This is a genomic window from Candidatus Kaistella beijingensis (assembly GCF_020084865.1).
Classification (GTDB): domain Bacteria; phylum Bacteroidota; class Bacteroidia; order Flavobacteriales; family Weeksellaceae; genus Kaistella; species Kaistella beijingensis.
This window is the reverse complement of the sequence record NZ_CP071953.1, coordinates 481,167-503,536: the sequence shown is the minus strand read 5'-3', so window position 1 is coordinate 503,536 and position 22,370 is coordinate 481,167. Positions and strand designations below refer to the sequence as shown.

Annotated in this window: 21 protein-coding genes; 9 read left to right on the top strand and 12 right to left on the bottom strand. The window is 37.4% G+C overall.

Going from position 1 to position 22,370, the window contains the following annotated elements; translation table 11 throughout:
- Positions 1-57 precede the first annotated feature (57 nt).
- Both J4771_RS02310 and rsmG read right to left on the bottom strand, forming a co-directional pair.
- Positions 58-474, bottom strand: a complete 417-nt coding sequence (locus J4771_RS02310; RefSeq protein WP_224136016.1) for a hypothetical protein — start codon at positions 472-474, stop codon at positions 58-60.
- Between the two features lie 50 nt (positions 475-524).
- The gene (gene rsmG, locus J4771_RS02305) at positions 525-1,160 is read right to left on the bottom strand and encodes a 16S rRNA (guanine(527)-N(7))-methyltransferase RsmG (protein ID WP_224136015.1); all 636 of its coding nucleotides are present in this window, start codon (positions 1,158-1,160) and stop codon (positions 525-527) included.
- A gap of 101 nt (positions 1,161-1,261) precedes the next feature.
- On the opposite strand from rsmG, the gene J4771_RS02300 reads away from it, so the two are divergent.
- Entirely contained in the window at positions 1,262-2,461 is a 1,200-nt protein-coding gene (locus tag J4771_RS02300; RefSeq protein ID WP_224136013.1) for a pyridoxal phosphate-dependent aminotransferase, read from the top strand.
- Between the two features lie 53 nt (positions 2,462-2,514).
- On the opposite strand, the gene J4771_RS02295 is transcribed toward J4771_RS02300, so the two are convergent.
- Together J4771_RS02295 and J4771_RS02290 are read right to left on the bottom strand one after the other, a co-directional pair.
- Positions 2,515-3,294 (bottom strand): zinc ribbon domain-containing protein, encoded by a 780-nt coding sequence (locus J4771_RS02295; protein ID WP_224136011.1) that lies wholly within the window; start codon positions 3,292-3,294, stop codon positions 2,515-2,517.
- 3 nt (positions 3,295-3,297) lie between these two features.
- Positions 3,298-4,395: a Nif3-like dinuclear metal center hexameric protein gene (locus tag J4771_RS02290; protein WP_224136008.1), complete on the bottom strand. Its 1,098-nt coding sequence runs from the start codon at positions 4,393-4,395 to the stop codon at positions 3,298-3,300.
- Positions 4,396-4,449: 54 nt separating this feature from the next.
- Here J4771_RS02290 and J4771_RS02285 point away from each other — a divergent pair, with 54 nt between their 5' ends.
- Entirely contained in the window at positions 4,450-5,292 is an 843-nt protein-coding gene (locus tag J4771_RS02285; RefSeq protein ID WP_224136006.1) for an ion transporter, read from the top strand.
- A gap of 51 nt (positions 5,293-5,343) precedes the next feature.
- Here the strand turns inward: J4771_RS02285 and J4771_RS02280 are convergent, their stop codons facing one another.
- The 3 genes from J4771_RS02280 to J4771_RS02270 all read right to left on the bottom strand — a co-directional run bounded on the left by J4771_RS02280 (position 5,344) and on the right by J4771_RS02270 (position 8,158).
- Complete coding sequence (locus J4771_RS02280) at positions 5,344-6,396, bottom strand: peptidylprolyl isomerase (protein WP_224136004.1); 1,053 nt, start codon at positions 6,394-6,396, stop codon at positions 5,344-5,346.
- 81 nt (positions 6,397-6,477) lie between these two features.
- Complete coding sequence (locus tag J4771_RS02275; protein WP_224136002.1) at positions 6,478-6,987, bottom strand: FKBP-type peptidyl-prolyl cis-trans isomerase; 510 nt, start codon at positions 6,985-6,987, stop codon at positions 6,478-6,480.
- 97 nt (positions 6,988-7,084) lie between these two features.
- Positions 7,085-8,158, bottom strand: coding sequence for a branched-chain amino acid aminotransferase (locus J4771_RS02270; protein WP_224136000.1), 1,074 nt, complete (start codon positions 8,156-8,158; stop codon positions 7,085-7,087).
- Between the two features lie 84 nt (positions 8,159-8,242).
- Between J4771_RS02270 and mnmD the strand changes: the two genes are divergently transcribed.
- Together mnmD and J4771_RS02260 are read left to right on the top strand one after the other, a co-directional pair.
- Complete coding sequence (mnmD, locus tag J4771_RS02265) at positions 8,243-8,938, top strand: tRNA (5-methylaminomethyl-2-thiouridine)(34)-methyltransferase MnmD (RefSeq protein ID WP_224135998.1); 696 nt, start codon at positions 8,243-8,245, stop codon at positions 8,936-8,938.
- A gap of 149 nt (positions 8,939-9,087) precedes the next feature.
- On the top strand, positions 9,088-9,504 hold the full coding sequence (locus J4771_RS02260; RefSeq protein WP_224135996.1) for an NUDIX domain-containing protein: 417 nt from the start codon (positions 9,088-9,090) through the stop codon (positions 9,502-9,504).
- Here J4771_RS02260 and J4771_RS02255 read toward each other — a convergent pair whose 3' ends face one another.
- The gene (locus J4771_RS02255; protein ID WP_394369773.1) at positions 9,505-10,206 is read right to left on the bottom strand and encodes a DUF4294 domain-containing protein; all 702 of its coding nucleotides are present in this window, start codon (positions 10,204-10,206) and stop codon (positions 9,505-9,507) included.
- A 56-nt stretch (positions 10,207-10,262) separates the two neighbouring features.
- Here J4771_RS02255 and J4771_RS02250 point away from each other — a divergent pair, with 56 nt between their 5' ends.
- Genes J4771_RS02250 through rpe form a run of 3 tightly spaced genes read left to right on the top strand, consistent with a single transcriptional unit; the run spans position 10,263 to position 12,499 of the window.
- The gene (locus J4771_RS02250; protein ID WP_224135994.1) at positions 10,263-11,339 is read left to right on the top strand and encodes a M42 family metallopeptidase; all 1,077 of its coding nucleotides are present in this window, start codon (positions 10,263-10,265) and stop codon (positions 11,337-11,339) included.
- Positions 11,340-11,361: 22 nt separating this feature from the next.
- Positions 11,362-11,829 carry a nuclear transport factor 2 family protein gene (locus J4771_RS02245; protein ID WP_224135993.1) on the top strand — a complete coding sequence of 156 codons (468 nt, stop codon included), beginning with the start codon at positions 11,362-11,364 and terminating at the stop codon, positions 11,827-11,829.
- 19 nt (positions 11,830-11,848) lie between these two features.
- Positions 11,849-12,499: a ribulose-phosphate 3-epimerase gene (gene rpe / locus J4771_RS02240; protein ID WP_224135991.1), complete on the top strand. Its 651-nt coding sequence runs from the start codon at positions 11,849-11,851 to the stop codon at positions 12,497-12,499.
- 52 nt (positions 12,500-12,551) lie between these two features.
- Here the strand turns inward: rpe and cphA are convergent, their stop codons facing one another.
- Positions 12,552-15,179, bottom strand: coding sequence for a cyanophycin synthetase (gene cphA / locus J4771_RS02235; RefSeq protein ID WP_224135989.1), 2,628 nt, complete (start codon positions 15,177-15,179; stop codon positions 12,552-12,554).
- A 199-nt stretch (positions 15,180-15,378) separates the two neighbouring features.
- Here cphA and J4771_RS02230 point away from each other — a divergent pair, with 199 nt between their 5' ends.
- Both J4771_RS02230 and J4771_RS02225 read left to right on the top strand, forming a co-directional pair.
- The gene (locus J4771_RS02230) at positions 15,379-16,263 is read left to right on the top strand and encodes a cyanophycinase (protein WP_224135987.1); all 885 of its coding nucleotides are present in this window, start codon (positions 15,379-15,381) and stop codon (positions 16,261-16,263) included.
- A gap of 139 nt (positions 16,264-16,402) precedes the next feature.
- Positions 16,403-17,245, top strand: a complete 843-nt coding sequence (locus tag J4771_RS02225; RefSeq protein WP_224135984.1) for an isoaspartyl peptidase/L-asparaginase — start codon at positions 16,403-16,405, stop codon at positions 17,243-17,245.
- A gap of 52 nt (positions 17,246-17,297) precedes the next feature.
- Here the strand turns inward: J4771_RS02225 and J4771_RS02220 are convergent, their stop codons facing one another.
- The 3 genes from J4771_RS02220 to J4771_RS02210 are packed head-to-tail and all read right to left on the bottom strand — an operon-like array spanning position 17,298 to position 22,339.
- Positions 17,298-19,901 carry a DNA gyrase/topoisomerase IV subunit A gene (locus J4771_RS02220; RefSeq protein WP_224135982.1) on the bottom strand — a complete coding sequence of 868 codons (2,604 nt, stop codon included), beginning with the start codon at positions 19,899-19,901 and terminating at the stop codon, positions 17,298-17,300.
- A gap of 16 nt (positions 19,902-19,917) precedes the next feature.
- On the bottom strand, positions 19,918-20,415 hold the full coding sequence (locus tag J4771_RS02215; RefSeq protein ID WP_224135980.1) for a hypothetical protein: 498 nt from the start codon (positions 20,413-20,415) through the stop codon (positions 19,918-19,920).
- 43 nt (positions 20,416-20,458) lie between these two features.
- On the bottom strand, positions 20,459-22,339 hold the full coding sequence (locus J4771_RS02210; RefSeq protein WP_224135978.1) for a DNA topoisomerase IV subunit B: 1,881 nt from the start codon (positions 22,337-22,339) through the stop codon (positions 20,459-20,461).
- Positions 22,340-22,370: the final 31 nt, after the last annotated feature.

Here is a 22,370-nt window from a genome sequence, read left to right as displayed (position 1 = left end):
AAACACCAAGAAATTTATACTTCTTGATGTTTTAGATTGAAATTTAAAATTTTATTTCTAATAGACTTTTATGCTTTTCTGAATCCACACATTTTCTCCAGCTGCATTTTTTCCGTTCCAAAATTTAAAGCTGTAATTTCCCACTTTCTGAGGCTGAAAATTAATCTGAGAAGATCGGGTAACCTGATCTCCGCACTGTGCGGTGGTTTTGAATTTGTAGGAAGTCACGTTTCTGATAAACTCGTTGGTATGGACGTAATCGTATCCGTAAAAACCTTCACATTTAGACGTAAAATTTGAATACGTCTTGATTGGCATTACCGACAAAACTGCCATAGAATCTTTCGGAATATTTACGCTGTCAATTTTTACCGGATCAATACTCGTTATTTCGTCACCCTCAAAACGGTCGTCCTTACAGCTGGTTAAAAAAAGCGCTGCAACTAAAGGAGCAAGTAAAATTAATTTCTTCATAGCGTCAATTTTTTTTAATAAAACGGATAAAAGAAGCCTCTTATTATAATTTACGATTTGAAATTTCCTTTAGATAAATATACTACTTTTTTGGTCTCGAAAAATTCGCCTTCAAAAAATTTCTTCAACTCGGTGATTTCAACCTTTAATCCAGCGAGTTCATCGCCTAAATCGCCGCCTTTCAAATACAGAACTCCGTTATGTTTTGGGTTGAACTGTTCTTTTTCGAATTTTCCCTTTAACCATCGGAGAAAAACAGGCATTTGTGTCACCGCTCGACTTACCACGAAATGAAATTTTTCTTTTAGCTGTTCTGCTCTTCCGTGAATGGCAGTTACATTTTTCAAACCAATTCCTTCGGAAACTTCTTTTACGACGGTGATTTTTTTGCCGATAGAATCAATCAAAGTAAACTGAACTTCAGGGAATAAAATCGCAAGTGGAATTCCGGGAAAACCGCCACCTGTTCCAATGTCTAGAACTTTTGTGCGGGGAGAAAACTCCATCACCTTTGCAATTCCCAACGAATGAAGAATGTGTTTTTCATACAGCGAATCCATATCTTTTCGGGAAATGACATTGATTTTTTCGTTCCAGTCTTTATACAATTCTTCGAGTTTTTCGAATTGGGATTTTTGTTCTTCGGTGAGATTAGGAAAATATTTTAGTATTAATTCTACGGACATTTTTAAAAATGATTTGATACAAAATTAAAGAAACCAAACCACAAAACTAGTTTTTGCAGACTCAAACTAAACTTTTATCTTTGAAAAAAGTAAAAATTATTATGGAAAAATTTTCAGAACGTCTGAACAGGATGAGTTTTTCGCAAACTTTCGTCATGAGCAACAAAGTGCGCGAAATGAAAGCCAAAGGAATCGATGTAATAAGTTTAACACTTGGTGAACCCGATTTCGACGTTCCGAAAAATATAAAAGAAGCGGCTTTTGATGCGATCAACAATAATTTCAGCCACTACTCTCCTGTTCCGGGATTTCTGGATTTGCGTGAAGCAGTTTGCGAGAAATTGAAGAGAGATAACAATTTGGAATATATTCCCAACCAAATTTGTGTTTCAAACGGCGCAAAACAATCGATTTTAAACGTTCTTGCTTCCATTATTAATGATGGCGACGAAGTGATTCTTCCCGCTCCATATTGGGTGAGTTATGATGAAATGGTGAAAATGATGGGTGGAAAATCGGTCTTCATTGAAACGTCGATTGACACTGATTTTAAAATGACTGCTGAACAGCTTGAAAACGCAATTACGCCGAAAACGAAAGCACTTCTTTATAGTTCACCCTGTAATCCTTCCGGAAGTTTTTACACCTATGAAGAATTGGAAAAAATTGCCAATGTGATTGCAAAACATCCGCAAATCACCATTATTTCTGATGAAATTTACGAACGGATTAATTACGATGGAACACACACTTCCATTGCAGAATTCCCACAAGTTTATGAACAAACGGCAGTAATCAACGGAATGTCGAAAGCGTTTGCAATGACGGGATGGAGAATCGGTTATTCGGCTTGTCCGACCTGGTTGGCAAAAGCGTGTGAAAAAATTCAGGGACAAATGACGAGCGGAGCCAATACGATGGCGCAAAAAGCTTCGATTACCGCATTAAAATCTTCGCCATCCGAATATCAATACATGATTGACGAATTTAGAAAAAGAAGAGATATTGTGTATGATTTGCTGAAAGAAGTTCCCAACTTTAAGGTAAATTATCCGAAAGCTGCATTTTATTTTTTCCCCGATATTTCTTATTACTGCGGAAAAACTTTGAATGGAATCTACATTAAAGATGCGGATGATTTCGCCATGTTTCTTTTAGACAGTGCACATGTTGGAACAGTTGGTGGCGTTTCTTTTGGTAATCCGGAATGTATTCGTTTTTCTTATGCCGCTTCTGAGGAGGAATTAAAAGAATCCATGAAGCGATTGAGAGAATGTTTGGAGAAGGTTGAAATAAGCTAAATAAAGAACGGTTTGAAAATTTTTCAAACCGTTTTTTTTTGTTTCAGAAAGAATTAAAACTTGATAATTTCTTTCATTTTTTCGTTCTCTTCGTTTACCATATCGTCGTCGATGAGGATTTTTCCTGAATGTTCGTCGATGATGATTTTCTTTCTCTGCGCGATTTCCATTTGTTTTTGTGGCGGAATGGTAAAGAAAGAACCTTTTGGTGCACCTCTTTCAAGGCCTACAACAGCAAGTCCGGTCGGTGAACTTGAGCGGATTCTTTGGTAAGAAGCCAACAGTCTTTCGTCTATATTTTTAGCGAATTCCTTTGACTTTTCAAGTAAGAATTCCTCCTCTTTTTGAGTTTCTGCCACCAAGCTTTCAAGCTCCTCTTTTTTGAATTTCAAATGGCTTTTAAGCTCGTCAATTTTATTGGTCAATTCATCAAGTGTTTCGTTCTTGTGTGAAATCTTGGCGCCAAATTCTTTGATTCTTTTCTCAGCCAACTGAATTTCAAGTTCCTGGAACTCGATTTCTTTTCCGAGTGCTTCGAATTCTTTGTTATTTCTTACGTTGTCCTGTTGAGCTTTGTATTTGTCAATCAAAGATTTAGCGTGATTGATGACTTCATTTTTAGTTTTAATTTCATCGTTTTGCTCCTTGATTTCGTTTTGAAATTTTTCAGCTCTCTTTTCCAGACCTTCGATTTCGATTTCCAAATCTTCTACCTCGATTGGCAACTCGCCTCTCGTGTTGCGGATTTCGTCTAATCTTGAATCGATGATTTGCAGGTCATAAAGAGCTCTTAACTTATCTTCAACAGAGATTTCTACAGTTTTTTTAGCCATATTTTATAAAAAATAATTTACAGGATTGGTTTTCTCAACAGATTTTGAGACTGCAAATTTAGGAAAAATTTCCGACAAAATCTCAACTAATTGTTGGGTTACAAATTGTTCCGACTCGAAATGTCCGATGTCGCAAATCATCATTTTACCTTCATTTTGAAAAAAATCGTGGTATTTCATGTCGCCTGTTAAATAAGCGTCACATTTTCGGGAAATTGCTGCGCCGATTCCGCTTGCTCCACTGCCGCCAAGAACGCCTACTCTCTTGATTTTCTTAGAATTAAACCTTGTATGACGAATGACTTTTAGATTAAATTTCTCTTTAACGAAATTTAAAAATTCTTCTTCGGACATTTCATTTTCAAAATCGCCGAATCTTCCCAAACCTAAAAACTGATTTTCATTTTCTAATTTGATTATTTGATAAGCGACTTCTTCGTAAGGATGCGCCGATTTCATTGCCGCGATAATTTGTTGTTGTTTAAAATTCTCGAAAATCACGGAAATCATTTCTTCATATACATTTTCACGAACATTTAATTCTCCTGAAAAAGGTTTCGATCCTTCCATGGGTCGGAAAGTTCCAGTTCCTGAGATTGAAAAACTGCATTCGTCATAAAAACCGATATTTCCCGCACCTGCCTCAAACAAAGCGTTTTTTACTTTTTCGGAATAATCATTTGGAACATAAACTTCGAGCTTTTTGAGGTTTTCAGATTTCGGCATTAAAATTTTTTGATTTCTTAAACCTAATTTTTCGCAAATTCCAAAATTCACCCCGAAATAGTCGTTATCGAAAGCGGTATGAATAGCATAAATGGCAATTTTATTTTCAATGGCTTTCAAAACTGCTTTTTCAACATAATTTTTACCGGTCAAAGACTTTAATCCAGAGAAAATAATAGGGTGAAAAGTGACGATTAAATTGCAGTTCTTTGAAACAGCTTCTTCCACCACATTTTCCAAGGCGTCATGACAAACAAGAATTCCGGTGATTTCTCTGTCAGGATTTCCACATAGAAGTCCAACATTATCAAAACTTTCCGCCTGTTTTGCGGGAATTTTTTTTTCAATTTCGGAAACTGCTTCTTTTACCGTCATTTTCTTTAAGTTTGTAGCGAAAATAAGAATTTATTTCCTACAATTCTATTTATTATGGAACACGTAAACGAAAAAGAACACAACTATCTCCCGGAAAAAACAAAGTGGAAGAGACAGCTTTTCCGCATTATCTTTAAGTCCGATACCAAAATGGGAAGGCTTTTCGACCTGACTCTTTTGGTGTTAATTTTATTGAGCACCTTCATCGTCATGATGGAGAGTGTTAAGATTTATGACGCCAAACTTCACCTTTTTTTTGTGGTTTTAGAGATTTTCATTACACTTATTTTTACAGTAGAATATATTTTAAGAATCGTTGTAGTTCGAAATAAGAAAGATTATATTTTTAGTTTCTTCGGAATCATCGATTTTTTGGCAATTTTACCATTCTATCTCAGTTTGTTTTTCCCGATTACCAAGTATTTCCTGATTATTAGGATGCTTAGAATGCTTAGGATTTTCCGTATTCTAAATCTTTTGGATTTTATGAACGATGGTTATCTGATTGTGAGCGCCATGAAAAAAAGTTCCCGAAAAATCTACATTTTCCTCTTGTTTTTAATGATTTTTTCCGTGATTGTAGGTTCGATGATGTTTATGGTTGAAGGTCATCGTGAAGGTTTTGAGAGCATTCCGCAAAGTATTTATTGGGCAGTTGTAACGGTAACTACTGTTGGATATGGCGATGTTTCTCCTACAACTCCTTTAGGAAAATTTTTCGCAATTGTTTTAATGTTGGCTGGTTATTCTATCATTGCCGTTCCTACAGGAATTATTACCGCGGAAATGCGTAATAAGAGACAGATTTACGAATTGGTTTGTCCAAGATGTAGCAATACGGACATTGATGATGATGCCAATTATTGTAAAAAGTGTGGAGAAAGAGTTTCTTCTTAAAACAAAAAAAGAGCAGTTTTTTTCTGCTCTTTTTTAACTATTTATTGTTGATTATTTCACGGCGTTGCTTTTCACTTTCACCAACTCTACATCGAAAACCAGCCATGCATTTGGCGGAATTACTCCTCCTGCTCCTCTCGCTCCATAACCTAATTCGGATGGAATTAACAAAGTTGCGGTTTCCCCTTCTTTCAATAAAAGAATTCCTTCATCCCAACCTTTGATTACTTGTCCCATTCCGATAGGAATATCAATCGGCTGATTTCTTTTGAATGAAGAATCGAATTCAGAACCGTCCACCAATTTTCCTGCATAATGTACCGAAACTTGGTCACCTGCTTTTGGAGCAACTCCATTGGTAGTTTTTGTGATTTTATAATACAATCCTGAAGGAGTTGACTGCATTCCCGCTTTCAACTCGTCAACCAATTTTTGTTGGTTTGCAGCAAATTCTTCTTCTTTTCTTTTCTTTTCAGCTTCCATTTTTGCAGTGATGGCTTTGTTGTTTTCCTGGATTTTTCCTTTTCCTTCATTAAAAACTTTAGCGGCATCGTAATTTTTATATTCGTCACCTTTGCTGAAAACAGAAACTTTCTCTAAAACAACATCTGTCTTTGGTTTGTCTTGAGCGCCTTTTTCAACATTTGCAATCGCATCGATTACATTTTCGCCTTTTACTACTTGGCCGAAAATCGTGTGTCTTCCATCCAACCAAGGTGTCGCCACTTCGGTGATGAAAAACTGGGAACCGTTTGTATTCGGTCCTGAATTTGCCATGGAAAGAATTCCTTTTCCGGTGTGTTGCAAATCATTTTTTTCGTCCTCGAATTTATATCCCGGATCGCCCATTCCTGTTCCTTTTGGATCGCCTCCCTGAATCATGAAATCTTTGATGACTCTGTGGAAAATCGTTCCGTCATAAAATGGAACTCCTTTCGCTTTTGCGGTGTTATCAATTTTTCCTTCCGCCAAACCAACAAAATTCGCAACGGTAACCGGTGCTTTTTTGTCTTCGAATTTCACAATCATATTTCCTTTGGAAGTTTGGAAATTGGCATAAAGTCCGTCTTTCAGACTTTCGTAAGTTTCTTTGTCTACGTTCATTTTTTTATAAATTGGGGTACAACTTGTTAAAGATATCGCCAAAGCGATTAAAAAACTCTTTTTTATCATGAATACTAATTTTTAAAGTACTTTTATTTTAATGATTAAAGGCATGTCGTTCGGGATTTTATCGTTATCACCGTAAGTTCCGAATGCTAAAACTGAAGGGACTAAAAGTGTGGCTTCCTGATTTTTTTCCAAATATCTCAAAGCGTCTTCAACTGCCTTCAAATCTTCAAATTTTCCGAATTGTACATTGAGATTTTTTTTTGGAACTTCATACAGCTTTACGTTGTCGAAATCGTAAAGAACATATTGATAGGAAATTTCTTCTCCGTCTGCTTTTCTGTTTTTCTGACTTAAATTTTCGATATTTACCCAATAATTTAGACTCATCGGATAAAATTTTTCATTCTGATTATTGATCCAATCCTGAATTTGAATTCGTTCTGTTTGGTTTAAATTTTTTGCCCGATTCTTCGAAACATTCAAATCTTCCTGACTTAAAATTCCTCCAACGGGCGGATGAGCCTGATTGTTCTGCGCACAACCAATTATCATTAATGACGAAAACAAAATCAATTTTTTCATAAAAACTTTTGCGAAAATAAGGAATTCGCACCACATTCTAAAACGAAAAAACCGGGCGAAAATTTTTCCCGGTTTTCTATTTTATTTTAATGGAAGATTAAGCCGTTTCCATGACGTTTTTTTCAACTAAAACCCTCCATCCGAAAGGATCCTCCGAATTGTTGGTTTGAATATCCACCAAATCTTTCTGTAAAGTTAATGCGTAACTTTCTTCAGCAGGCAATTTCGGCAATTCCAATTTTTCACCCTTATAACCCAAAGCTTGGAAAACGCTTGTTACCACAGCAGTTCCAACTCCCCAAACTTCTTTTAAAGTTCCGTTTTTATGTGCTTCCACAACAGCTTTTACGGAAACAGGCTCGATTTTCACCTCTATTCCTCTGTGTTTCGCCAACTGAATGAAACTGTCTCTGGTTACACCATCAAGAATTTTTTCTGAAGTTGGCGGTGTATAAATCGTGTCATTAATTCTCACGAAAACGTTCATCGTTCCACTTTCCTCAAAATATTCGTGGGTAGAATCGTCCGTCCAAATAATTTGTTCGTAACCCTCCTCAATCGCCAATTTTGTTGGATAGAAAGATGCCGCGTAGTTTCCTGCAGCTTTTGCAGAACCTACTCCACCGTTTGCCGCTCTTGAATAGAAATCTGAAATTTTCACAGAAACCGGTTCTGTATAATAGCTTTTCGCAGGAGTTGCCACGATTGCAAACATATATTTATTAGCGATTCTTGCTTTCAAAGCTTCTTCCGTCGCGAAAATTAGCGGTCGAATATATAAAGACATTCCTTCTCCGTGAGGAATCCAATCTCTGTCGATATCAACCAACGCTTTTAATCCTTCCAAAAACATTTCTTCCGACACTTCCGGCATTGCAAGTCTAGTCGCGGATTTGTTGATTCTAGAAAAATTCTTTTCCGGTCTGAATAAAAAAACCTGACCATCTTTGTCTTTGTACGCCTTCATTCCCTCGAAACAAGCCTGTCCGTAATTCACGCCCATCATTGCGGGAGAAAAAGGAAGCGGACCGTACGGAACCAATTTCACATCGCCCCATCTCCCGTTTTCGTACTCACAAATTACCATGTGGTCGATAAAGGTGTTTCCGAAAGAAAAATTATGAGGATCGAATGTTGAAATTCTCGGATTGGTAGATTTTTGAATTATCATTTTTAAAATTTTTGTTGATGTTCTACAAATTTAAAATAATTTTTTAAATATCAAAATATTAAATTAATTTTGAAAAAATTTGCGATGAACAGAGAAATCAAAACCACTTCAGACGGAAGTAAAACTTTATATATCAGTGATTTAAATGAGAACTATCATTCCCATCATGGTGCACTTCAAGAAGCAAAACATGTATTTATTAAATATGGATTAAATTTAAAAAATAATTACGAAATTCATATTTTAGAACTCGGTTTTGGGACAGGTCTTAATGTTTTGGTGACAATTGATGAATTTTTGAAAACTGACAAAAATCATATTATTTATTATTATACATTAGAAAAATATCCCGTAAACGAATCAGAAGTTAGGGAATTGTCTTATGATTCTTTTTTCGATGAACCTAATATTAAGGAATACAACCAAAAATTACACGAGTGTGAATGGAATAAAACGACCGAAATTTTCCCAAACTTCTTTTTCACCAAATTTCAAAGTGATTTTTTCGAATTAAAAAACCTTGATTTACCCGAAATTGACCTGGTTTATTTCGACTGTTTCGGAGCTAGAGTTCAACCTGACTTGTGGGAAAAGCCTTTGTTTGAAATGGTTGCAGATAAAATGAAAACAGGCGGACTTTTAACAACGTATTCTTCAAAAGGAAGTGTGCGAAGGATTTTAGAAGAACTCAATTTTAAAGTACAAAAAAAAGACGGACCGCCGGGAAAAAGGGAAATGATTAACGCTTTTAAAAATGAACAATTAACAAGCAATAATTAATAATCTCAGTAGTGAATTTGCTTCGCTGTTTATAGTGAATTGTACTTTAATTGTAAAAGTTCACATCCCTACAAATCCCAAATCTCGTAACCCGCGTGTCACATCTCGTATCAAAGAAATTACTAAATTTGAAAAACATTAAATAGAAAATGGTCGATAAAATCAACATCAGAGTTTATGCTGCAGCAATTAAGAACGGAAAAGTTTTGGCATTGCACGAAGAATATGCAGGTGATCACCTGATGAAACTTCCGGGAGGTGGATTGGAATTTGGGGAAGGAATTCTTGATTGTCTTCATCGCGAATTTGAAGAAGAACTGAACTGTAAAATAAGAATTTTGGGTCATCTTTACACGCAGGAAGAATTTTTGGTTTCCCGTTTTCGAGAAAATGAGCAACTTCTCACTATCTACTATATGGTAGAAATTATTGATAACGACGAGTTTCTCATCATGGATCCATGCATCGAAAAAATAGAATGGATTCCCATCGATAACGATGAAAACCCATTTCCTCTACCTATTGATAAGATTGCTTTTGAAAAATTGAGAGAAAAGTTTAAATAACTATTTTTTTATCTTGAAGTCTTGATAACCTGGATACGGCGTCAAGTAACCCGCATTCCAATTGCTCTGTAAAAGAGATTCTACAAATTGGTCAGTTCTATTCACATGCGGATCATAGGGTTCTTTGATGCTCACATCGGCAATATTTCCTTTCACGTTCCACCAAAATGCACTCCATCCGCCGCGAAGTTCCTTGATGATTTCATAGACCGTTTTTCCTGTAGCTCGGTTCATCAATTTTGCAAAAACTCTACCTTCACTGGTCGTCAAATCCCGCAGTTGGGTTTCGTATTGATTCGCCAAATCTTTCTGTCTGTCATTGACATATTTTCGCTGATCGCCTTTATCAAGATTGCTTAAATCAGCCTGAATATCTTGATATTGTTCTAAGGCCGTTAAAAAAAGTGGATAAACACGATTCAGTTTTTTGTTAAGAAAATAGTAATAATTTTGGTCGAGACTGTTGTTGAAGCGAGGCTTATTTAAAAGGATCAGCTCATCCATTACCACCACATTTTCACCATTTATTTCGTAAATTCTTGCTTTCTGAGATTCGTCGTAATAATATTTGTTGCCGAACTCGTCTGTTTTCAGCAATTCAGGCGGGTACTCACGAAGTGGTTTCATTTGTCTGATTTCCTGCGCATTCATCGTAAATGCCGAAAATAATAGAAAAATAAAAACCGTTTTATATAATTTCATTACTTTTACTTCCAATTAAATCAAACAAAATTTTAACAAAATTCATTCCCTTTTACATGAAATTTGAAAAAAAATCCCTAAAATTTTTAGAAGAATATTTAAATACCGCATCTCCAACAGGTTACGAACACAACGGGCAAAAAGTGTGGATGAATTACATCAAACCTTATGTCGATACAATACAGTTTGATCATTACGGAACTTGCTATGGAATCATTAATCCTGAAGCTGAATTTAAGGTCGTTATTGAAGCACACGCCGATGAAATTTCTTGGTACGTGAATTATATCACCGATGATGGCCTAATTTACGTCATTCGAAACGGCGGTTCAGACCAAATGATTGCCCCTTCAAAAGTGGTCAATATTCACGGCGAAAAAGGAATCGTGAAAGGTGTTTTCGGTTGGCCTGCAATTCATACGAGAATCGGTGCTGAAAAAGAAACCACCCCAAAAATTGAAAATATTTTCATCGATTGCGGCGCGACTTCCAAAAAAGAAGTGGAAGATTTGGGAATTTTCGTGGGAACCATGATTACTTATCCTGATGAATTTTTCGAACTGAATGACCGATATTTTGTGTGTCGAGCTTTAGACAACCGAATCGGCGGGTTTATGATTGCCGAAGTTGCACGGCTTTTAAAGGAAAATAAAAAGAAACTTCCATTTGGTTTGTACATTACCAATTCTGTTCAAGAGGAGGTTGGACTTTACGGAGCGGATATGATTGCAGACACTATTAAACCGAATATTGCGATTATTACTGATGTCACACACGACACCACAACTCCCATGATTGAAAAGAAAAAGGAAGGTGATCAAAAATGTGGTAATGGTCCCGTAATTTTCTACGCACCAAGTATTCATCACAATTTGCGCGAACTGATCGTTGAAACGGCAAAAACCAAAAAAATTCCTTTTCAAAGAGCGGCTGCAAGTAGAGCAACAGGAACCGATACCGATGCTTTTGCACATTCCAACGGCGGAACTCCTTCTGCACTGATTTCGCTTCCGCTGCGTTATATGCACACAACGGTGGAAATGGTTTCCAAGGAAGATGTGTCCAATGTGATTCAGCTGATTTATGAAACTTTATTGAAAATAAAACCAACCATGAATTTGAAGTACCACTAAATAAACTTAAAACCGCAACCCTATGAAAACCCATTTCGCTTTGCTGTTCATTTTTATGAATGTGTGGTTCTTTGCACAAACTAAGGCGGAGAAACAACTTTTAAAGTCCGACGAAAGTTTTGCAAAACTATCCCGAGACAAAGGGGTGAAAACTGCTTTCGAAACGTATTTGGCTACAAATACTACAACATTCTCTTATAAAGCCGGAATCATTACTGATCGAGACAAGAGCATTGAAAATTTTTCCAAATTAAAATCTTTGGACTGGATTCCACTGAAGGCAGAAGTTTCTAAATCCAACGATATGGGTTATACGTATGGAGTTGGGAAGGCTACTTATGAGGTGAACGGAAAAACGGAAACTTCATATTCCTATTATGTAAGCATTTGGAAGCGTGATGAAAAAGGAAACTGGAAACTATCGCTTGATTCAGGAACTGACTGCTCCGAAGAAATTGGAAAAAAATATTTTAAAGATCAGAAAAAGTAGAAATAAACAAAGTAAAAAAATGAAAACAAAACTCATCGCTCCTTCCCTGCTTTCTGCGGATTTCGGGAATTTGGAAAGAGATATCGAAATGCTCAACCTTTCGCAAGCTGATTGGCTGCATGTAGATGTGATGGACGGAAGATTTGTTCCCAATATTTCCTTCGGATTTCCCGTGATGAAAACGGTTAAGAAGTTTTCCAAAAAATTTGTGGATGTACATTTAATGATCGTTGAACCAGAAAAATATGTAGAAGAATTTATCAATCACGGAGCGGATTTGGTTTCTGTGCATTACGAAGCGTGTGTTCATCTTCACCGAACTATTAATTTGATTCAGGATAAAGGTGCGAAAGCAGGATTAGTTCTCAATCCTTCAACTCCAGTTCTCATGTTGGAAGATATTATTGCGGATGTTGATTTGGTTTTATTGATGAGCGTGAATCCCGGTTTTGGCGGACAGAAATTCATTGAAAATACCTACAAAAAAATCGCTGAAACTAAAGACTTGATCATTTCTAATAACTCAACCGCTTTAATTCAAGTTGATGGCGGTGTGAATTTGGACAATGCGGGAAAACTTTTCGAAGCCGGAGCCGATGTTTTGGTTGCCGGAAACGCAGTTTTTTCATCCGAAAACCCGGAGAGGACCATCGAACTTTTAAAAATATAATAGAAAAAACCGTTCGATTTGAACGGTTTTTTTATAATTTAAGTATTGCTTATTAAAGTTTACCTTCCTCTAAAAGCTCCTTGTTCTGATATTCCTGAACCAAGTCGATTGCATTAGAAACTACGTCGGAAAGTGCAGTGATAAAGGTTCCTTCTTCCGCCATGCTCATTGCGTGCTTCAAGGCTTCAATTTCTTTTGGAATAATTTCATAATTCACCGCACTACCCGATTCCTGCATTCCAGAAATAATAAGGCCGTTGATTTCTTCTTCAGTTCTGCCACGCAAGTGCTTCTCGTTACGAATAATCACATAATCGAACATTCTTCCAGCAATCCTTCCGCATTCTTTGATGTCTTCATCTCTTCGATCTCCTACACCGGCAATAATTCCAATTTTTTTGGATGCTTCCACATTTTTCAGATAATCTTCTATGGCTTCATAACCTGCAGGATTGTGTGCGAAATCAATCAGAACCTTGAAATTCTTAAATTTAAAAATATTCAGTCTTCCCGGAGTTAATTGTGCACTCGGAATAAAAGTTCGCAATGAATTTGAAATATCCTCAATCTCAAACCCATAAAGGTAAGTCGCCAAACTTGCCGCCAAAACATTGGAAATCATAAATTTCGCCTTTCCTTCCATTGTGATTGGAATGTTGTGAGCTTTAGCAACACGAATTTTCCAGTCGCCTTTTTTAATGGTGATGAAACCATCTTCGTAAACACAGGTAATTTTTCCCTCTTTCGCGAATTTTTTGATGTGTGGATTGTTTTCATCCAAACTAAAGAGTGCGACTTTGGAATCCAATTCCGGCATCAATCTCATGGAATAGTCGTCGTCTGCATTCAAAACACTCCACCCGTCTTTTTTTACGGAATCGAGAACAACTCTTTTTACACGCGTTAAATCCTTCAAATTGTGGATGTCGCTCAAACCTAAATGGTCTTCTTTAATATTCGTCAAAACACCGATGTCGCAATAACTGAAACCCAATCCTGAACGCAAAATTCCACCTCTTGCAGTTTCCAAAACGGCAAATTCCACCGTTGGATCTTTCAGAACAAATTCAGCGGAAATTGGTCCGGTTGTATCACCTTTTGTAAGCATGGTATTCTGAATGTAAATTCCATCAGAAGTGGTGAAACCTACTCGATAACCGTTATTTTTTACAATGTGTGCGATTAATCTTGTCGTGGTTGTTTTGCCGTTGGTTCCGGTTACAGCGATGATTGGGATTCTCACCGGTTTTCCTTGTGGATAAAGCATATCGACAACAGGAGCGGCAACGTTTCTCGGCAAACCTTCACTTGGAGCGAGGTGCATTCTAAATCCGGGAGCTGCGTTGACTTCCAAAATCGCACCGCCACTTTCTTTTAAGGGTTGCGTAAGATTTTCCGCCATGATGTCGATTCCGCAAACATCAAGTCCAATTATTTTTGAAACCCTTTCGCACATGGTGACATTTTCGGGGTGAATCATGTCGGTCACATCAATCGAGGTTCCCCCAGTAGAAAGATTTGCCGTAGATTTTAAATATACGATTTCTCCTTTTTGGGGTACGCTTTCTAAAGTGTAATTAAGTTTTTCTAAAAGTTCGTTCGTGTCTTTATCCACCAAGATTTCGGTTAAAACATTTTCATGACCATAACCTCTTCTTGGGTCGAGATTTTCTTTATCGATCAGTTGTTGAATGTTCATTTCGCCGTCTCCTACAACATTTGCTGGAACTCTTCTCGCAGCAGCAACCATTTTATGATTTATAACCAAAACTCTGAAATCGTAGCCTGTAACATATCTTTCGACAATCACTTTTCTTGAGACGGTTTGTGCATGTTGCAAACCTATTTTCGCTGTTTCCCAATCGTTTACGTTGATGGATTGACCTCTTCCGTGGTTTCCATCGAGCGGTTTCAGCACAATGGGATAGCCGATTTTTCTAATTACTCTTTCCAAGTCTTCTTCATCCACCACCAAATCTCCGGTCGGAACGGGAATTGCGGCATCGTCCAACATTTTTTTCGTGAGTTCTTTGTTGCACGCAATATCAACCGCGATGGAACTTGTATTACCCGTAATTGTCGCCTGAAACCGTTGCTGATTTACGCCATATCCCAATTGAACCAAAGAATTTTTCCCCAATCGAATCCACGGAATGTTTCTCGCAACAGCTTCTTCCACGATACTTCCGGTTGAAGGTCCAAGTCTTTCACGTTCCCGAATTTCTTTCAAACGCTTAATGCAAGCATCTATGTCATAATCCGTTCCATCAATTAAGCATTGTGCGATTTCCACTGATTGTTCCGCAGTGTAAACTCCGGAATTTTCTTCGATATAGGAGAAAACCACGTTGTAAACTCCAGGTGTTTTGGTTTCCCGGGTTCTTCCGAAACCGGTGTCCATTCCCGCCAAAGTTTGAATTTCCAGGGCAATGTGTTCAATGACGTGTCCCATCCACGTCCCCATTTCCACACGTTGGAAGAAACCACCTTCAACACCTTCCGAACAGCGGTGCGTAATCAAAGAAGGAATCAATTTTTCCAATCTTTCTCTAAATCCTGGAATTTTATTGGTGGGTTGATGTTCAACTTCTTCAAGATCTAAACGCATCTGAATCAATTTTTTTCTGCGGATGCTCCAAATATTCGGACCTCTTAAAACCTGTATTTTTTCGATTTTCATATAGTTAATGGACGTTTTTTTAAACTTTTAAATTTATTCTATAACCAAAGATAATAGAAAAGCTTAACAATTCCGACAAAATATTTGATTTTCTGAATGATTTCTGCAACTGATTAAAAATTTTCATTGTTGAAAATGAATTCAATTTTATTGGTAAAGATTTTAACATCATTTAATAATTTTTTTAAATTTGCAATATATGAGACCAGCCGGAAAATTAATGATCATCGGCGGTGCCGTAAACAAAGGCAGTTTTGCGGAGACCGATTACGATAACAATGTCGAGAAAAACCTCAATTTTTTTGAAAGAGGAATCTTAAGAAAAATCATCAACGAATCCAAACTGAAGGAAGATTCTGTCATCGAAATTATTACCACTGCCTCACAAATTCCCCAAATTGTTGGACCTGAATACAAGAAGGCGTTCGAGTTTTTGGGTGCGAAAAATGTCAATATTTTGGATATTCAAAACCGTGAACAGGCTAATTCAGACGCAATGGTGGCAAGAGCAAATGCCGCAGATGTGATAATGTTGACCGGTGGTGATCAACTTCGCTTGACTTCGATTTTGGGTGGAACAAGATTTCATGATGCCATTCTTCTAAAATATCAGGAACAGGATTTTATTTACGCAGGAACTTCTGCAGGTGCAGCCGCCGCTTCGGAAAATATGATTTATCAAGGTTCGAGCAGCGAAGCGCTTTTGAAAGGCGAAATTAAAACCACACAAGGTTTAGGATTTATTGAAAATGTTATTGTTGATACGCATTTCGTGCAACGTGGAAGAATTGGAAGACTTTTTCAGGCAGTAGTCAACAATCCGCGAACTTTGGGAATAGGACTTGGTGAAGATACCGGACTTTTCATAAAAGATGACGTGATGACCGCCATTGGTTCCGGACTCGTGATTTTGGTGGACGGTAGATTTATTAAGGACACCAATTTAACCAACATTCAACTTGGAGAGCCGATTTCTATTGACAATTTGATTGTGCATGTGATGTCGCAAAACGACCATTTCGACTTGAAAACTAAAGATTTAACGATTGTGAATTCGCAGTATAGCCCGATTCCACAAACGTAAAAAAGAAACAATATACAAGGCAAAAGATAAAAGTGAATTTGCTTCGCAATGAATTTTGCTTCGGAAGTAAATTGTGAATTTTTGAAACTTGAAACCTGGAACTTGAAACCTTAAACTTTAAACCTAAATAAATTCTTTGATGAAACTAATCATCCACGGTGGATTTTTTTCCGAAAGCGACCAAAGCCACGAAGTGAAGGTTGCCAAACAAAATTCCTTGAAAGAAATCGCTTCAAAAGCTTTCGACTTTTTGAAAAATCATTCTGCGGAAGAAACAGTGGTTTATGCAGTTTCTTTGTTGGAAGATGATTCGCTTTTCAATGCAGGAATTGGTTCTCAAATTCAAAGCGACGGGAAAATCAGGATGAGTGCTTCTTTGATGAATGGCGAAACTCAAAAGTTTTCGGGTGTGATTAATATCGAAAATGTAAAAAATCCGATTGAAGTTGCCCAAGTTTTGATGAAAGAAGATGATCGAGTTTTGGGCGGAAATGGTGCGAAAAAATACGCCACAGAATATGGTTTCCAAGATTTTTCAACGGAGATTCCACAACGTAGAAAAGAATACGAAGAAAAATTAAAAAACGGCGGGAAAGGAACGGTTGGTTGTGTGGCGATCGATGCTCATGGAAATTTAGCCGCAGCAACTTCCACAGGTGGAAAAGGTTTTGAATTGGTGGGAAGAATCTCCGATTCTGCAACCGTTGCCGGCAATTACGCCAATCAACATTGCGCCGTTAGTTGCACCGGAGTTGGCGAAGACATCGTAAGCAACGCAACCGCCGCAAAAATTGTCACCCGAGTTTCTGATGGAATGACGATTGAACACGCGTTCGACCGAACTTTTCTTGAGTTAAAAGAAATCGACGGATTTGCAGGCGCCATTGGAATTGACAAATACGGAAACATTTTTCACAAAGATTCTTACCCTAAAATGGTTTTTGCAAGTTTTGATGGGGAGGAGTTTGAAATATTTGAATAAAATAAAAAAAGAACGCACCAAAAGGCGCGTTCAAAAATATTTTAATCAGAAATTACTCATCAAACAAGCTTCCAATCTGTCCTTCTTCCGGAAAATCCTCGTCCTTCACGTCTTCATCGATGAAACTGATGTGGCCTTCCGTAGATTCCACCACATCGAAACCTTCGTTGATTTCTTCGGTCGGTTCAGGAATTATGATGTTGATGGATTTTACTTTGTCTTTAATAAACTGATTTCCAATCGCTTTAATTCCTTTTACGGAAATGAACTCGTCGATATTGATGGTTTCAGGTTCTTTTTCTTTGCCTTTGTCTTTAGCAAAAATAATTTCAGCGATTGAATTATTCGCAACAATCACGTTTTCTACAAACGATTTCGGATGGTCCGATGGCATGAAGTTTTGAACATTGGTGGTATTTTCCAACAAAAATCTCTTAATGAAGTAAATTCCTTTATCTCCATCAAAATAAATGCAGGTAATCGGTTGTTCAGGATTCCATTTTTCGAGGATTAAATATTCGTCATCGAAACGGTTCATCAAATCGAAAGAAACCAATTTCGCTTCACCGTGTGGATTGATGGTCAAAATTTTATCGTCCCCTTTGAAGGTTCCGAGCAAGGTTCCGCGTGCATCTGCGTTTAAGCGACGAACCGTATCATCAAACCAAATTTTTCTCGGCGCCAAAGTAGAATGGCCTTCTTCCTTCAAATCTACTTTTTTTACTGCATATTTTGTGACCAAATTTCCTTTGGAATCACGACCTTTTATCGCCAATTCAGAGAAATCGATTTCAATTTTATTTTTTCTGATTCTGGCGTTGGGTTTTAACAAAACCGTTACCAATTCCGCTTCACCGTTTGGATTTGCCGAGAAGTAAAGCATTTCTGAACCTTTTTTGTCGGATGCTAATTTATAATCCGTATTTCTGGTAACTCCTGTCACAGAAAAACGTTTCATGTAGTAAGGACCGTCTCTTCCTTCACGGTAAATCATATTGTAAACCGTGCGTTTATCGTTCTTTTTCCATACTGCGACGTGTTCGATATTTTTTCCGATGAAGGTTTTTGGTTCTACTTTCACCACTTTCATCGTTCCATCTTTTTGGAAGGTAATGATATCGTCAATATCGGAACAGTCGAAAAGATATTCATCCTTTCTCAAGGAAGTTCCAATGAAACCTTCTTCTTTGTTGACATAAAATTTTTCGTTGGCCACCGCTACTTTCGTCGCATCAATTGTGTCAAAAATTCGAAGTTCGGTTTTACGCTCCTTCCCTTTTCCGTATTTTTTCTGAATGTTGGCATAATAATCAATCGCATAAGCAATGAGATTCGCCAAATGATGTTTAACCTGCTCGATTTTTCCTTCTAAAGCGAGGATGTTTTCTTTGAATTTATCCAAGTCGAAACGCGAAATTCTCTTGATTCGGATTTCGGTCAATCTGGTGATATCTTCTTCAGTTACTGCTCTTAAAAGATGTTTGGTGTGTGGTTTTAAACCTTTGTCAATGGTGGAAATAACTTCTTCCCAAGATTTTACTTCTTCGATATCGTGGTAAATTCTGTTCTCGATGAAAATTCGTTCGAGGGACGAAAAATGCCAACTTTCCTGCAGTTCGTGAAGTTCGATTTCCAATTCTTTTTTAAGCAAAGAAACGGTGTGGTCCGTATTTCTTTTCAGAATTTCAGATACTGATAAAAATTCGGGTTTGTCGCCCACAATCACACATGCATTCGGAGAAATGGGAATTTCACAATCCGTAAAAGCGTAAAGCGCATCGATGGTTTTATCGGGAGAAACATCGCTGTTTAAAAGGATGTTGATTTCAACTTCGTCGGAAGTATTGTCCTCAATTTTTTTGATTTTAATCTTTCCTTTTTCGTTGGCTTTGATGATGGAATCAATTAAATCTCCCGTGTTTTTTCCGAAAGGAAGCTCGGTAATACAAAGTGTATTTTTATCTTTTTGGATAATTCTTGCTCTTGCCCGAATTTTTCCGCCACGTTCACCATCGTTGTAATTGGAAACATCCAACATTCCGCCTGTCAAGAAATCAGGAAAAAGCTCAAGTTTTTTGCCCTTCAAATAAGCAATGGAAGCATTAATCAACTCGTTGAAATTGTGCGGCATGATCTTCGTGGAAAGTCCAACCCCAATTCCTTCAACTCCTGATGCAAGAAGCAGTGGGAATTTTACAGGCAAATCAATTGGCTCGTTATTTCTGCCGTCATAAGACTTTGCCCAATCTGTAGTTTTCGGGTTGAAAACCACTTCCAAAGCGAAAGGCGTCAATCTCGCTTCAATATATCTTGCAGCCGCCGCAGAATCTCCGGTGTAAATGTTTCCCCAGTTTCCTTGAGTATCAATTAAAAGTTCTTTTTGACCAATTTGCACCATTGCATCGGTGATTGAAGCGTCTCCGTGCGGATGATACTTCATCGTATTTCCTACAATGTTCGCTACTTTGTTGTAACGGCCGTCTTCCAACTCACGCATCGAATGCATAATTCTACGCTGAACCGGCTTGAATCCGTCGTAAATCGAGGGAATTGCCCGGTCTAAAATTACATAAGAGGCATAATCTAAAAACCAATCTTTGTAAAGACCGGAAACTTTTTTCAGGGTTTCTTCGTGGTGATTTTCTTGTTCTTCCATCAACTAATTTCTCGCTCTATGGTTGCTGCAGCTGCTGCCGCTTATTGTTTTCTGTATTTGCCTTAATCACTTTACTTAATGAGAGCTTAAGATCGCTAAGTTCCCTTTTCGTTAAATATGAAACATCGTATTTTAAAATAGTAGAATGTCCCTTTCTACTCAAAATCGTAATGTAAAGGCGCTTACAAACGTATGCATTGACAATTTCATAACTTAACAGTTTATATTTTGGAAACTCATCATTTGCAGGACGATCCAAAAATAAAATGACATTTCTGTTCTTGAAATTTAACGCTTCTCCATCACTGTCATACTCAAAAATTTGCCTTCCTCTCAAATAAAAAATGCCGAGAAGAATTGCCGGTACTACAATAAAAAGTATGCTTTCAAACCCCCAAACATCAAATTTATATCGCGCTAAAAGAAAAACGCCTACTCCGCCAAAAAAAAACATCAGTAAGAAAGTACTCAAAAAATTGTACAAACCTGCTTTGTTTCTATTATTTAATCTCATCTGTTTGTGTTTTTGTGCTGTGTGTTTTTGTGATTTTTATTTATCATTCTGCATCACTCAGAACTTGTTTTTTGTCGATATCGGGATCTTCAACCACCAAATTTTCAAGGATGAAAGTTTGTCGGTCAGGCGTGTTTTTTCCCATGTAAAATTCCAGAAGCTGGTCGATGGTTTGATCTTTCCCAATGACAACCGGCTCTAAACGAATATCTTTCCCAATAAAGTGTTTGAACTCATCGGGCGAAATTTCTCCCAAACCTTTGAATCGTGTTATTTCAGGATTTCTGCCCAATTCTTCCAAAGCTTTGATTCTTTCCGGTTCAGAATAGCAATATCTCGTTTCCTTTTTATTTCTAACCCTGAATAAAGGCGTTTGCAAAATATAAAGGTGTCCGTTTTTAATTAGATCCGGGAAAAATTGCAGGAAGAACGTAATCATCAAAAGTCGGATGTGCATTCCGTCCACATCGGCGTCGGTTGCGATGATCACGTGGTTGTAACGCAAATCCTCCAAAGAATCCTCTATGTTTAAAGCAGCTTGAAGCAGGTTAAATTCTTCGTTTTCATAAACCACTCTTTTCGTTAAACCATAACAGTTCAAAGGCTTTCCTTTCAATGAAAAAACCGCCTGAGTTTCTACATCACGCGATTTTGTGATGGAACCGGACGCAGAATCACCTTCGGTAATGAAGATCATGGTTTCCGCCTTTCTCAACGCTTTTTGGTCGTTGTAATGCTGTCTGCAATCACGAAGTTTTTTGTTGTGAAGCGATACTTTTTTGGCGCGTTCTCTTGCCAATTTTTGGATTCCCGAAAGTTCCTTTCTTTCCCTTTCAGAGATAATGATTTTGCGGTGAATCGCTTCTGCAATTTCTTGGTTTTGATGCAGGAAATTATCGAGTTTATTTTTAAGGAAATTGGTGATGAAAGTCCGCACCGTTTCTTTTCCCGGCTCCATTTCATTGGAACCTAATTTTGTTTTCGTTTGAGATTCAAAAACAGGTTCGATGACTTTAATAGAAACTGCTGCAATGATGGATTTTCTGATATCCGCAGCCTCAAAATTTTTGTTGAAAAACTCACGGATTGTTTTTACATAAGCTTCTCTGAAAGCATTCAAGTGAGTTCCACCTTGTGTTGTATTTTGTCCGTTGACGAAAGAAAAATAGGTTTCAGACTGTGACTTGTCGGAATGGGTAATCGCCACTTCAATATCTTCATCTTTCAAATGAATTACGGGATATAGAATGTCGCCTTCAATTTCTTCCTGAAGCAAATCCTTCAAACCATTTTCTGAAAAATAGGTTTCGCCATTGAAAACTATTTTCAAACCTGGATTCAGGTAGCAATAGTTTTTAAGCATCTTCTCGATGTACTCTTTTCTGAACTTGAAATGAGTAAAAATTGTTGAATCCGGAATGAAGGTAATTTCAGTTCCGTTTCGGTCTGTAGATTCAGTTTCTTTGAAATCTTCGGTGATAATTCCTTTAGAGAATTCAGCCATTTTCACTTTTCCATCACGAACAGATTTTACCTTGAAATAATCGGAAAGTGCATTCACTGCCTTTGTTCCTACTCCATTTAAACCTACCGATTTTTTGAACGCTTTCGAGTCATATTTCCCTCCGGTATTCATTTTGGAAACGGCGTCAACTACTTTCCCTAAGGGAATTCCACGGCCGTAATCACGAATCGTTGCCTTGCCTTCATCAATTTTGATTTCAATCCTTTTTCCGGATTTCATCACAAATTCGTCAATGGAATTGTCGATGATTTCTTTGAGCAAAATGTAAATCCCATCGTCCGCAGAAGAACCATCACCCAGTTTTCCGATGTACATTCCGGGACGAAGACGGATATGTTCCTGCCAATCGAGGGTTCTGATGTTGTCGTCGGTATAATTTACAGTAGTGTTTTCGCTCATATTTTTTTGTGATAGGCTTTCAACAATCGTT

Coding starts and splice junctions, on each gene's coding strand:
- J4771_RS02310 (WP_224136016.1), bottom strand. CDS start 474: ATGAAGAAATTAATTTTACTTGCTCCTTTAGTTGCAGCGCTTTTTTTA.
- rsmG (WP_224136015.1), bottom strand. CDS start 1,160: ATGTCCGTAGAATTAATACTAAAATATTTTCCTAATCTCACCGAAGAA.
- J4771_RS02300 (WP_224136013.1), top strand. CDS start 1,262: ATGGAAAAATTTTCAGAACGTCTGAACAGGATGAGTTTTTCGCAAACT.
- J4771_RS02295 (WP_224136011.1), bottom strand. CDS start 3,294: ATGGCTAAAAAAACTGTAGAAATCTCTGTTGAAGATAAGTTAAGAGCT.
- J4771_RS02290 (WP_224136008.1), bottom strand. CDS start 4,395: ATGACGGTAAAAGAAGCAGTTTCCGAAATTGAAAAAAAAATTCCCGCA.
- J4771_RS02285 (WP_224136006.1), top strand. CDS start 4,450: ATGGAACACGTAAACGAAAAAGAACACAACTATCTCCCGGAAAAAACA.
- J4771_RS02280 (WP_224136004.1), bottom strand. CDS start 6,396: ATGAACGTAGACAAAGAAACTTACGAAAGTCTGAAAGACGGACTTTAT.
- J4771_RS02275 (WP_224136002.1), bottom strand. CDS start 6,987: ATGAAAAAATTGATTTTGTTTTCGTCATTAATGATAATTGGTTGTGCG.
- J4771_RS02270 (WP_224136000.1), bottom strand. CDS start 8,158: ATGATAATTCAAAAATCTACCAATCCGAGAATTTCAACATTCGATCCT.
- mnmD (WP_224135998.1), top strand. CDS start 8,243: ATGAACAGAGAAATCAAAACCACTTCAGACGGAAGTAAAACTTTATAT.
- J4771_RS02260 (WP_224135996.1), top strand. CDS start 9,088: ATGGTCGATAAAATCAACATCAGAGTTTATGCTGCAGCAATTAAGAAC.
- J4771_RS02255 (WP_394369773.1), bottom strand. CDS start 10,206: ATGAAATTATATAAAACGGTTTTTATTTTTCTATTATTTTCGGCATTT.
- J4771_RS02250 (WP_224135994.1), top strand. CDS start 10,263: ATGAAATTTGAAAAAAAATCCCTAAAATTTTTAGAAGAATATTTAAAT.
- J4771_RS02245 (WP_224135993.1), top strand. CDS start 11,362: ATGAAAACCCATTTCGCTTTGCTGTTCATTTTTATGAATGTGTGGTTC.
- rpe (WP_224135991.1), top strand. CDS start 11,849: ATGAAAACAAAACTCATCGCTCCTTCCCTGCTTTCTGCGGATTTCGGG.
- cphA (WP_224135989.1), bottom strand. CDS start 15,179: ATGAAAATCGAAAAAATACAGGTTTTAAGAGGTCCGAATATTTGGAGC.
- J4771_RS02230 (WP_224135987.1), top strand. CDS start 15,379: ATGAGACCAGCCGGAAAATTAATGATCATCGGCGGTGCCGTAAACAAA.
- J4771_RS02225 (WP_224135984.1), top strand. CDS start 16,403: ATGAAACTAATCATCCACGGTGGATTTTTTTCCGAAAGCGACCAAAGC.
- J4771_RS02220 (WP_224135982.1), bottom strand. CDS start 19,901: ATGGAAGAACAAGAAAATCACCACGAAGAAACCCTGAAAAAAGTTTCC.
- J4771_RS02215 (WP_224135980.1), bottom strand. CDS start 20,415: ATGAGATTAAATAATAGAAACAAAGCAGGTTTGTACAATTTTTTGAGT.
- J4771_RS02210 (WP_224135978.1), bottom strand. CDS start 22,339: ATGAGCGAAAACACTACTGTAAATTATACCGACGACAACATCAGAACC.